General features: G+C 64.3%; 9 protein-coding genes. 5 read left to right on the top strand and 4 right to left on the bottom strand.

All coding sequences use genetic code 11. The features are described 5' to 3' along the window. Window positions 1-447: GNAT family N-acetyltransferase (locus tag IC50_RS08800; RefSeq protein WP_035703087.1), on the bottom strand; the 447-nt coding region annotated here is incomplete at its 3' end. A 266-nt stretch (window positions 448-713) separates the two neighbouring features. Between IC50_RS08800 and IC50_RS08795 the strand changes: the two genes are divergently transcribed. Genes IC50_RS08795 through IC50_RS08780 form a run of 4 tightly spaced genes read left to right on the top strand, consistent with a single transcriptional unit; the run spans window position 714 to window position 3,873 of the window. Next, the gene (locus tag IC50_RS08795; protein ID WP_035703085.1) at window positions 714-1,613 is read left to right on the top strand and encodes an alpha/beta hydrolase family protein; all 900 of its coding nucleotides are present in this window, start codon (window positions 714-716) and stop codon (window positions 1,611-1,613) included. Beyond that, entirely contained in the window at window positions 1,610-2,077 is a 468-nt protein-coding gene (locus IC50_RS08790; protein ID WP_035703084.1) for a DUF2269 family protein, read from the top strand. Before IC50_RS08795 ends, IC50_RS08790 begins: the two co-directional genes overlap by 4 nt. 8 nt (window positions 2,078-2,085) lie before the next feature. Continuing rightward, a complete protein-coding gene (locus IC50_RS08785) occupies window positions 2,086-3,405 on the top strand; it encodes an SDR family oxidoreductase (RefSeq protein WP_035703083.1) in 1,320 nt (439 codons plus the stop codon). A gap of 60 nt (window positions 3,406-3,465) precedes the next feature. After that, the gene (locus tag IC50_RS08780; RefSeq protein ID WP_035703089.1) at window positions 3,466-3,873 is read left to right on the top strand and encodes a thiol-disulfide oxidoreductase DCC family protein; all 408 of its coding nucleotides are present in this window, start codon (window positions 3,466-3,468) and stop codon (window positions 3,871-3,873) included. Window positions 3,874-3,915: 42 nt separating this feature from the next. Here IC50_RS08780 and IC50_RS08775 read toward each other — a convergent pair whose 3' ends face one another. After that, a complete protein-coding gene (locus IC50_RS08775; protein WP_035703082.1) occupies window positions 3,916-5,163 on the bottom strand; it encodes a flavin monoamine oxidase family protein in 1,248 nt (415 codons plus the stop codon). A 213-nt stretch (window positions 5,164-5,376) separates the two neighbouring features. On the opposite strand from IC50_RS08775, the gene IC50_RS08770 reads away from it, so the two are divergent. Continuing rightward, a complete protein-coding gene (locus IC50_RS08770) occupies window positions 5,377-7,242 on the top strand; it encodes a hypothetical protein (RefSeq protein WP_035703081.1) in 1,866 nt (621 codons plus the stop codon). 3 nt (window positions 7,243-7,245) lie between these two features. Here the strand turns inward: IC50_RS08770 and typA are convergent, their stop codons facing one another. Next, on the bottom strand, window positions 7,246-9,072 hold the full coding sequence (gene typA / locus IC50_RS08765; RefSeq protein WP_035703080.1) for a translational GTPase TypA: 1,827 nt from the start codon (window positions 9,070-9,072) through the stop codon (window positions 7,246-7,248). Between the two features lie 549 nt (window positions 9,073-9,621). Next, window positions 9,622-10,386 carry a Crp/Fnr family transcriptional regulator gene (locus tag IC50_RS08760; RefSeq protein ID WP_035703079.1) on the bottom strand — a complete coding sequence of 255 codons (765 nt, stop codon included), beginning with the start codon at window positions 10,384-10,386 and terminating at the stop codon, window positions 9,622-9,624. Window positions 10,387-10,582: the final 196 nt, after the last annotated feature.

Below are 10,582 nucleotides of genomic sequence, written 5' to 3'. Positions count from 1 at the left end.
CGCCACCATACGGCCGCCCAGCGCCCGGTAGAACTCGGTCGCCGGGTCGTTGTCCGAGAGTGCCCACACCACCATGCTCTTCAGCCCGCTCTGCATGAGATCGCGGCGGGCCGCAGCGAACAGTCGGCGGCCGAAGCCGAGCCCCTGGAATTCCGGACGCAGGTACAGCTCGTAGATCTCGCCGTCGAAATGCAGGCTGCGGGCACGGTTGCGGCCGTAATTAGCATAGCCGGCGATCTTGTCACCGAACACGAGCACGCTGACGCGGCTGCCTTTGCGGATCGCGCTGTCCCACCACTGCGGACCGCGGCGGTTGATCAGCTTCTCCAACTCGGCTCCGGGAATGATGCCCTGATAGGCCGAGCGCCAGGCTTCGTCATGAGTGCACGCCACCGCAGTTGCGTCTGCAGCTTTGGCCGGCCGGACCTCGATCAGGGTTGTGCTCATGGACGCGATCAAACCAAGTCGCCGCGCCGGCGGCAAGACCTATCGTTAATTATCGGTTAACCTGTGGACTTTCTGCATCAGTATTATGACCATGTTGTGCCGAAAGAGGACAGTGCGCAGCCCTGAACGGCAACCGCGTGCCACGCGTCGGTGCAAAACTACGTAGTAGCAACCAATGAACGGCGATGGCGACGCAGAAAGTCCGCCCGGAATGATTCGTTCCTACTAGTCTGACGGTTGCTGTCCGTGCTCGCCTTTGGCCATTCATGCGGCTCTTCAACATCCTTGCGCTCCTGCCTCTGCTGGCCCTTTTGACCGCGTCGCCTCTGTGCGCGCAGGTCACGTTCGGTGCATCGGGCGCGGAAGGCGAGCCGTTTCGCCGGCAGGCGTGGCGCGTGCCTTCGCCGGATACCAGCATTGCCGCGCATGCGCTGCTGTTTCGCCCCGCCGGTGCCGGTCCGTTCCGGCTTGCGGTCATCGCGCATGCCTCGACGCAGAATGCGTTGCGTCGTGCGCAAATGCCGCAGCCGGAATACCGCGCGCTCGCAGCGTTTCTCGTCGCGCGCGGGTTTGCCGTGCTGGTGCCGGAGCGGCTCGGCCATGGTGCGACCGGCGGCCGTTATGCCGAGGACCAGGGCGGCTGCGATGATGCGGACTATGCGCGCTCCGCTCGCGCGACCGCCGAAGAGATCTCGCTCGCGCTGGACCATTTGCGAAAGCAGGATTTCATCCGCAAGGATGCTGCGATCGTGATTGGCCATTCCGCCGGTGGCTGGGGCGCGCTGGCGATTGCGAATGCCGATCCAAAGGCGATTTCCGGCATCATCGCGTTCGCGCCGGGGCGCGGCGGCCACGTCAATGACGAGCCGAACCGGATCTGCGCGCCAGATGCGCTTGTCGCGGCGGCGACCGAGATCGGTCGGGCGGCGCGCATTCCCGTCACATGGTTCGTCGCAGGCAATGACAGCTATTTTGCCCCGGCATTCTCGAAGTCATTGGCGGATGCCTTTCGCGGCGCCGGCGGCAAAGTCGATTTCCGCGCATTGCCCGCGGTGGGCAGCGAAGGGCACGGGATGATCGAGACCGAAGCTGGCGTGAAAGTTGCGGCCGCCGAACTCGAACGCGCGCTGAACCAGTCGAAGCCGGTGGCGACCAAGAAGCCATGACGCTGTATCTCCTGGTCAAATATCTGCATGTGCTCGGCGCCATCGTCATCCTCGGCACCGGAACCGGCATTGCCTTCTTTATGCTGATGGCGCATCGCACGCATGACGCGGAGTTCATCGCGCGCACCGCCTCGGTGGTGGTGGTCGCGGATGCGATCTTCACGCTGTCAGCGGTCATCCTCCAGCCGGTCAGCGGCGGACTGCTGATGAAGCTGTCTGCCACGTCGATCACGGAGCACTGGCTGCTCGCTTCGCTCGCGCTTTACGCCATTGCTGGCTTGTTCTGGATTCCCGTCGTGTTCATGCAGATCGAAATGCGTGATCTCGCGCGCAAGGCCGCCGATAAGTGCGCCGCTTTGCCGGAGCGCTACTTCATCCTGTTCCGCCGCTGGTTCGCGTTCGGCTTCCCGGGCTTCGGTGCGACGATGGCGATCCTCTGGCTCATGATCGCAAAACCGTTTTGAGAGACGCGATGAACCCAAGGACCGTTTTGGTGCTCGGCGCCTCCGGCCTGATCGGCCGGTTCGTCACCGATGATCTGCGCGCGCGGGGTTTTCGCGTCGTCGGCGTCGCGCGCAGCCTGGCGCCGGCGCAGACAATGAGCGCGCTGGACATCGAGCTGCCGATCCTCGCGCTCGATACGGCCGCCCTGAAACGATTCCTGGGCGAACATTCCGTCGATATCGTCGTGAACTGCCTCGGCGTGCTCCAGGATGGTCCGGGCAGCAGCACAGGCGCCGTGCACCGCGATTTCGTCGCGCGCCTGCTCCAGGCCGTCGCCGACAGCGGCCGCGCGGTCCGGCTGGTGCACATCTCGATCCCCGGCACGGCCGATGCTGATCGGACCGCCTTTGCGACGACCAAGCGCGAGGCCGAACGGCTGATCGCGGCATCAGGCGTTCCCTATGCCATCCTGCGGCCCGGCTTCGTGGTCGCCCCATCCGCCTATGGCGGCAGCGCGATGCTGCGGGCGCTCGCCGCGTGTCCGCTGGACCTGCCGGAGACGGAAATGGCGACGCCGTTCCAGCCCGTCGCGGTCGAGGATATCTCGGCCACCATCGCCTGGCTCGCCGCGCGCGACATCGGCGATGCCTCCGTCAAAGCCGTGGCTTGGGACCTGATGCAGCGTGAGCCGGTCACCATGGCCGGCGTCATCAAGCAGTTCCGCCATGCGCTTGGCACGGCCGGCTGGCCGCTTGCCGCGATACCGTCCTTCATGCTCGATCTCGGCGCGAAAATCGGCGATCTCGCCAGCACTCTCGGCTGGGGGTCGCCGATGCGTTCCACCGCCATCGCCGAGCTCCGCCGCGGCGTGCGAGGCGATCCCTCCGCCTGGATCGCAGCGACGGGCATTGCGCCGAAGACGCTGGCTGAGGGGATCGGGCGCCATCCCGCCACCATCCAGGACAAATGGTTCGCGCGACTGTTCCTGGTCAAGGCACTGATCTTCGCGAGCCTGGTCGCGTTCTGGATCGTCTCCGGCTTCATCGCGCTGTTCGTGTCCTACCGCGCCGCCGCCGGCATCTTGATCGCGCACGACTTCCCACCCGCGCTGGTCGATCCCATCACCATCGGCACCAGCCTGATGGACATCAGCATCGGCCTGCTGATCGTCTTCCGCCGCACCGCGGCGGTCGGGCTCGTCGCAGGCATTGTGGCTTCGCTCGGCTATATGGTTGGCGCAGCAATTCTCACGCCCGATCTCTGGGTCGAGCCGCTCGGGGCTCTGGTCAAGACCGGACCGGCGATCATGCTGATGCTGGTCGCGCTCCTGATGCTGGACAATCGATAGCGTTTTTGAGCGAAGTGGATTCCGGTTCGCGTGAAGAAAACGCGTCAAAAAGAGAAGCTGATGCCCAAATGGCCCGACGACGACGTGATCCTGTTCGATGGCGTCTGCATCTTCTGCTCGCGCTGGGTGCGGTTCGTTGCCGCGCGCGACACGGCGAAGCGATTCCGCTTCACGCCGATCCAGTCGGATTATGGGGCGCGATTGGCGCGCGCGTTCGGCATCGATCCGGATGACCCCGACACCAACGCGGTGATCCATGGCGGCGAGGTTTTCATGAAGTCCGACGCTGCACTGACCGTACTGTCGCAGCTCCCGGGTTGGAGCTGGATGCGCGCATTATTCGTCGTGCCGAAGTCGCTGCGGGATCCGATCTACAGCCTCATCGCGCGTAACCGCTATCGCATCTTCGGGAAATATGACGCCTGCTTCGTGCCCGATGCGGATCTGCGGGCGCGGGTGATCGATTAGCCCGTCATTGCTTCGCTGCGCTCGCAATGACGGAGTTCGTGACTACGGCTTACCCGTTACCGCCAGCACTTCCCCTGCCGCGCGCTCTCCGCTGTCCCGTGCTCCATGCGCCGTCGTGAAGAACTCCGGCGACGTTGCTTCCCCCGCAAAGAACAGCCGGCCATCCACCGGCGCGGCCAGCACCGCGCGATCTCCCGAGTGCCCCGGCAGCGCGTGCGAATAGGATCCTCGCGCGAAGGGATCGCGCGCCCAGCGGGATTCGCACAGCGGCTTCAGCTTGCGCCTGATATCGTTGCCGAGGAAGCCGGCAATCTCGTCGATGCTGTGCGCGGCAACGGCGCCGTCGCCGGCGTCTTCCAGCGCGCGGGCGAAGCTGCCGCCGAAGAAGCCTTCGATGCAGGGCTGGCCGAACGGGCGGATGTGGTAGGTGCCCATGTCGGTGCGCATGGTGGCGCCGCGCAGGTTTCCTTCTTTCGGAAAGGCCTCGGCGTCGGCGAGCGCCAGCGTTACCTTGTCGTCCACGCCGAGCGGCAGGCCGGCCGCGGCATCGACCTTGGCGGGGAGCGGCGGTGAGAAGCATATCGCCTCGTCGGCGATCAGATTGGTCGGGACGGTTACGATCACCTTGTCGGCGGTGAGCGTGCCCCGCGACGTCTCGATGCGGATGCGTTTGCCGGAATGATCGATCAGTGTGACGCTGCAGTTCACCGCCACCGGGCAGGGGGCGCCATAGGCCGCGACAAGCGCGCCATAGCCGCGACGGATGCGCCAGTTGAGGTTCGTGTCCTCATAGGCGTCCCAGTCCAGCGTGGACATGTCCTCGAGTTCGCAGCCGTTGATATAGGTCGAGATCGCGTCGATCATCGGATTCCAGCGATTGCCGGCCTCGAGGCTCAAGCTCGCGGGTTCGTCCTTGCCCGTTTGCGCCGCTTCCCACAGACGCTCGTAGAATGCGTCCATCGCGCGCATGAAGTCATCACGCTCGGCCTGCGGAAAAGCATTGCCGAAGGCGCGCTCGCGCCATGGCGGCAGGTCCTTGTTGACCTCGAAATCGAGTTGTCGCGCGATCGGCACGAACGAGTTCTTGTCCGCCGAATGCAGCCAGCCGCAGCCGACGTCGAACGTCACCTCAGGTGAGGCCTGCACGGTCCAGGCGCGACCGCCGAGCCGGTCGCGGGCCTCCAGCACGATCACGGAGAGGCCGGTGCCGTGCAGCGCGTGTGCAGCGCCGAGGCCGGCGGCACCGGCGCCGATGATCGCGACGTCCACGGAGGAGGGGAGCGAGGTCATGGACGGGCTCTAGCACGTTCGCTGAGCGCGCTGAAGCCGGCCGACGCATACCTCCCGCAGCGCACGCGGATCCCGGATGCCACCTTGTCTCCGGTTACGCGACATTCGTGAAGCAGACCGGCGTGGCATCGGGTCCGAGTCGACTTGTTTTTCGTGCCAGGGTTGTATTCAATTTCGTATTCTCTTCTGTCCATTCTTCAAGGAATTGCCCCCATGCTGAACATCGACCCGGGCGTAGAGCACAAGCGAACCGCAGTTCTGGTGGTTCACGGTATTGGCAGCCAGCGCGCGCTGGAAACCGTGCGCGGCGTCATCCGCGGTGTCTGGCGCAACAAGGGCAATCCCGACGACAAGAGCAACAAGCTCTGGACGCATCCGGAGAAGAGCGGCGTCGACATCGATCTGACGGTGATGACGACCAGCGAAGTGCCGGGATCGGCGGACAAGCGCGTGGTCGATTTTCACGAGTTCTACTGGGCTCATCTCATGAGCGAGACCAAGGCGGTCGCCGTGCTGCTCTGGCTCTACGAGTTGTGCCGCAAGGGGCCGGTCATGAGAACCGGGCTTAACGCGCTTTGGTGGGCCGCGTCCATCTTTCTGTGTCTGATGAACCTCTCGTTTGCCGTGCTGGCGCTCAGGGGCGTGTTGCTGTTTTCGGAGACCAGCGCGCAAAACATCCTGATTGCGCCCTTCCTTCTGCTTCTATGCAGCGTCGTGTTCGGCCTCTACGTCGCGCTCAAATGGCAGGCTCTTCGTCTCATCCTGTGGCTGGCTGCCTTCTGCGCTGCGGGTTTTGCGGCCGGCCTCGGCTATCTGTGGCTTGAGGGTACCTTCCCCGGCGGAAACGGAGTCCTCGATGGCGCCGAGATCTTGACGCTGATTGGTCTTCCGACCCTGGATGCGTTGCTGGCGACCTACCTTGTGATGGGAGAGCAGGGATTGCGCGCGTTCTGGCGCACACTCGCGGTCTCGCTGCTCGTGTCCCTTGCCTTCATCTGGGCCGATCAGCATTGGTACGACAGATCACTAGCCGAAACGGTGCTCAAGGCATGGCCCTGGGGATTGAATTCGCCCTGGAGCGCCCCCATCGCGTTTGGTGTGATCGGCATCTATCTCGCCGCCAACGGTGCATTCCTCCAGCCTTATCTCGGCGATGCCGCGCGCTATTTCCGCGGCTCACCGGCGAATGTCGCCGTTCGCCGGGCCATCCGGAAGGAGGCCGTGGACACGCTGGCGCGCCTGCATGAAAGCGGCCGATACGACCGTATTGTCGTCGTCGCCCACAGCCTGGGCACTGTTGTCGCTTACGATATGCTGCGAGCCTATTTCAGCAGGATTTGCGACGAGTTGCCGCCGGTCACACTGCTCGGCCAGGAGTTTTTGGACATCGATGGTGCGCCGTGGCAGCCCGAGAAGGTGGCCACCCATGAGGAGAAAGTGGAGCTCCGCCGCAAGGCACGGCAGTTGATCGCAAACATCGCCGACGTGACCGTCAGGCGGCCTGTCGAACAGCGGCATTTCAAGAGCTGGCTGGTAACCGACTTCGTCACGCTCGGGAGCGCCCTGTCCCACGCTTATTTCCTGATGTGCGAGGAGGCAAAGGAGCCCGATGCCGCCGAGAAGAATGGACACGAGAGGTTGCGCGCAGATTTCAGGCGTCGGGTCGAGGAGCGCGAGTTTCCGACTTGTCCGCCGAAGCGGCTCCAGCAGGATGGCTTGCTGGCCTTCGACAATCCGAGGAAGAAGATACGGCAGATCCACCATGGCGCGCTGTTCGGGTTGACGCGCTGGACCAATATCTACTTTCCGATCGAACAGATCTTCTGGGGCGACGCGATCGGCGGGCCGTTAGCCCCGATCTTCGGCCGGCACATCGTCGACCTGCCGGTCTCGACGAAATTGGCCGGCGGTGCGGACTTCTTCACCCACACCGCCTATTGGAATGTCGACCGGAAGCCCGACACTTGGAAGGCGCCGCATCTTGCGGTTCTGCGCGACGCGGTCAATCTCTCCGACGGGACGCCGACCATCGACCTCGTCGGTCGTGGCGAGGACGCGCCGGGGGAAGCCGGAGGGTAACTCCTACGCCACCGCTTCCTTGGCCTTTTCCGCGCGCTTGCGCTCGTTCGGGTCGAGGTGCTTCTTGCGCAGGCGGATCGACTTCGGGGTGACCTCGACGAGCTCGTCGTCCTCGATATAGGCCAGTGCCTTTTCCAGTGTCATGCGGATCGGCGGGGTCAGGCGCACGGCCTCGTCCTTCGAGGTGGTGCGGATGTTGGTGAGCTGCTTGCCCTTGAGCACGTTGATCTCGAGATCGTTGTCGCGGGTGTGCTCGCCGACGATCATGCCGCGATAGACCTTCCAGCCCGGCTCGATCATCATCGGGCCACGGTCTTCCAGCTTGAACATGGCGTAGGCCACCGCTTCACCCTGGTCGTTGGAGATCAAGACGCCGTTGCGGCGGCCCTGGATCTCGCCCTTGTACGGAGCGTAGCCGTGGAACAGGCGGTTCATGATCGCGGTGCCGCGGGTGTCGGTGAGCAGTTCGCCCTGGTAGCCGATCAGGCCGCGGGTCGGCGCGTAGAACACCAGGCGCTGGCGATTGCCGCCGGACGGCTTCATTTCGACCAGCTCGGACTTGCGCTCGCTCATCTTCTGCACGACGACGCCGGAATGCTCCTCGTCGACGTCGATCACGACCTCCTCGATCGGCTCCATGGTGGCGCCGGTCGCTTCGTCCTTCTGGTAGACGACGCGCGGACGCGACACCGAGAGCTCGAAGCCCTCGCGACGCATGGTCTCGATCAGGATCGCGAGCTGCAATTCGCCGCGGCCCGAGACTTCCATTGCATCCTTGTCGGCGGCTTCGACGACGCGCAGGGCGACGTTGCCTTCGGCCTCGCGCAGCAAACGGTCGCGGATCATGCGGCTCGTCACCTTGTCGCCTTCAGTGCCGGCGAGCGGGGAGTTATTGACGATGAACGACATCGACACGGTCGGCGGATCGATCGGCTGCGCCGGCAGCGGCACTTCCACACTCGGATCGCAGAAGGTGTCGGCGACGGTGCCCTTGGTCAGGCCCGCAATCGCAACGATGTCGCCGGCCTCGGCTTCATCGAGCGGGGTGCGCTCGAGACCGCGGAACGCCAGGATCTTGGTGATGCGGCCGGACTCGACCAGCTTGCCGTCGGCGTTCAGCACCTTGACCTGCTGGTTCGGCTTGAGCACGCCCGACGAGATGCGGCCGGTGATGATGCGGCCGAGATAGGGGTTGGCCTCCAGGATGGTGCCGATCATCCTGAACGGTCCTTCCTCGACCTTCGGCGGCGCGACGTGGCGCAGGATCAGGTCGAACAGCGGCTCCATGCCCTTGTCCTTCGGACCCTCGGGGCTCTCGGCCATCCAGCCCTGCTTGGCCGACCCGTAGAGGATCGGGAAGTCGAGCTGCTCCTCGCTGGCGTCGAGCGCCGCGAACAGGTCGAACACCTCGTTGATGACCTCGGTCGGGCGCGCGTCGGGGCGGTCGACCTTGTTGATGACGACGATCGGCTTGAGGCCGACCTTGAGCGCCTTGGAGACCACGAACTTGGTCTGCGGCAGCGGGCCTTCGGCGGCGTCCACCAGCACCAGCGCGCCGTCCACCATGTTCAGGATGCGCTCGACCTCGCCGCCGAAATCGGCGTGGCCGGGAGTGTCGACGATGTTGACCCGGGTGTCCTTCCACTGCACCGAGGCCGCCTTGGCCAGGATGGTGATGCCGCGCTCGCGCTCCAGGTCGTTGGAGTCCATGGCGCGCTCAGTCACCTTCTGGTTCTCGCGGAACGTGCCGGATTGCTGGAGGAGGCGGTCAACCAGGGTCGTCTTGCCGTGGTCGACGTGGGCGATGATGGCGACGTTGCGAAGGTTCATGTGTGAGCTTCTTTGCGGTCGAACAATGGGTTAAGCGCGATCTCGCCGGTCAGACCGGGACCTCTTCACGGACAACGCTGGAAACGTGGAAAACGGGGCCTGCTTCGCCCAAAAAGGAAGCCCGGTCAGCTCGACCGGGCACCCTACGCGTTTGCGGCGCAATATATGCAAAAACCGCCAAAAAACAATGTGTTCTTTGCTGGTTGGTTGACTGAATTTTGTCCGGGGATTCCCGGGGCTTAGGGCTGGGTTCCGGGATGGGCGGGGGCCTTCGCCGCTTGATCGCGCCCAGATCAGGACGGCGCCTCCAATGCCGACGACCAGCACCAGGAAGACCAGCGGTGCGATGTCGGAATCGATCTTCCCCCCCTCGATCACCGAGGCCCCGCCGAACAGCAGGGCGCAGAGGCCGGGCAGCACTGGCCACAAGCTTATTGGGGTGAGGGGTCTCTCGCGCCAAGGCGAGCTCGCGGACAGAATCCCTCATCCGACGCGCGCACTGCGCGCGCCTCTTCTCCAGCAAGGGGAGAAGGAAGGAAGCAAGAGCCGCTACCCTGCCTCACGTTCTTCGGTCGGATAGACGCCGCGCAGCACCTCCTCGAAATGCATCTTCACGGCATCGTTGCACAGGCAGGCGCGAAGCCTCAGGCCATCGCGGCTGCGAACCAAGATCGAACCGCGCCGTGTGTCGAGAATCCGTTCCGCCTTGAACGACTGAAGCACGCGGCTGGCATAGCTGCGCCCGACCCCGAGCAGCGTCGCGAGTTGTTCGTGGGTCAGCGGCACACTGGTCTCGTCGCCGGTCCGCTCCATCGCCGCCAGGATCCATTTGGCGGTGCGCTGTTCTATCGAATGGATCGCGTTGCAGGCGGTCGACTGGAAGATCTGGGCCAGCAAGCAATCGGCATAGCGGGCGAAGATGTTGCGCAGCGACGCCGAGCGCAGCTTGGCCGCTTCCAGCTTGGCAACGTGAATGCGCGCAAACGGCCCGCCGAACTTCACGCAGATCCGGGTATAGGCCGGCAGGAATCCCTCGCTGACGATGCCGCCCACCGCGCCTTCGCGGCCAACCAGAATGGTTTCGACGTCGCGACCGTCCTCATTGGGGACGAGGAATGTCGCGAGCGACGGCCCGCAGGGGAAGTGGACGACCTGCACGTCGTCGCCGGGATTGTAGAGCAATTGGCCCGCGGCGGAGTCTTCGAAAGTCACGTGCGGCGCAAGGAGGGTGTAGTCGGCCTGGCTCAAACGCCGCAGCAGATTGTTGGCCGGCCGGCTCTCGACCTCGGTGACTTTGCCGATGCGCGCATCCATCGTGAACTCCTGTCCTTCCTCCAGCTTAGCGAGTTCCGTCCATGTCCTGTGTGCACAAGTGGACAGACTGAAGAACGATGATGTGGTGAGTTTCGTTCCGGGAACCCTTCGATGCGCTACGCGCGGGCATCGTGTCGCGGCAGTCCTGATCCTAGAACCCCAACGCAAGATGCGATCATGGCACCCGCACTTTCCA

Source organism: Bradyrhizobium genomosp. I (2014) (assembly GCF_000261685.1).
GTDB lineage: Bacteria > Pseudomonadota > Alphaproteobacteria > Rhizobiales > Xanthobacteraceae > Bradyrhizobium.
This window is presented reverse-complemented; position numbering and strand designations above follow the sequence as displayed.

What these genes read in the sequence shown, in the direction of transcription:
- IC50_RS08795 (WP_035703085.1), top strand. Translation starts at nt 714, where the DNA reads ATGCGGCTCTTCAACATCCTTGCGCTCCTGCCTCTGCTGGCCCTTTTG.
- IC50_RS08760 (WP_035703079.1), bottom strand. Translation starts at nt 10,386, where the DNA reads ATGGATGCGCGCATCGGCAAAGTCACCGAGGTCGAGAGCCGGCCGGCC.
- IC50_RS08770 (WP_035703081.1), top strand. Translation starts at nt 5,377, where the DNA reads ATGCTGAACATCGACCCGGGCGTAGAGCACAAGCGAACCGCAGTTCTG.
- IC50_RS08785 (WP_035703083.1), top strand. Translation starts at nt 2,086, where the DNA reads ATGAACCCAAGGACCGTTTTGGTGCTCGGCGCCTCCGGCCTGATCGGC.
- IC50_RS08780 (WP_035703089.1), top strand. Translation starts at nt 3,466, where the DNA reads ATGCCCAAATGGCCCGACGACGACGTGATCCTGTTCGATGGCGTCTGC.
- IC50_RS08790 (WP_035703084.1), top strand. Translation starts at nt 1,610, where the DNA reads ATGACGCTGTATCTCCTGGTCAAATATCTGCATGTGCTCGGCGCCATC.
- IC50_RS08775 (WP_035703082.1), bottom strand. Translation starts at nt 5,163, where the DNA reads ATGACCTCGCTCCCCTCCTCCGTGGACGTCGCGATCATCGGCGCCGGT.
- typA (WP_035703080.1), bottom strand. Translation starts at nt 9,072, where the DNA reads ATGAACCTTCGCAACGTCGCCATCATCGCCCACGTCGACCACGGCAAG.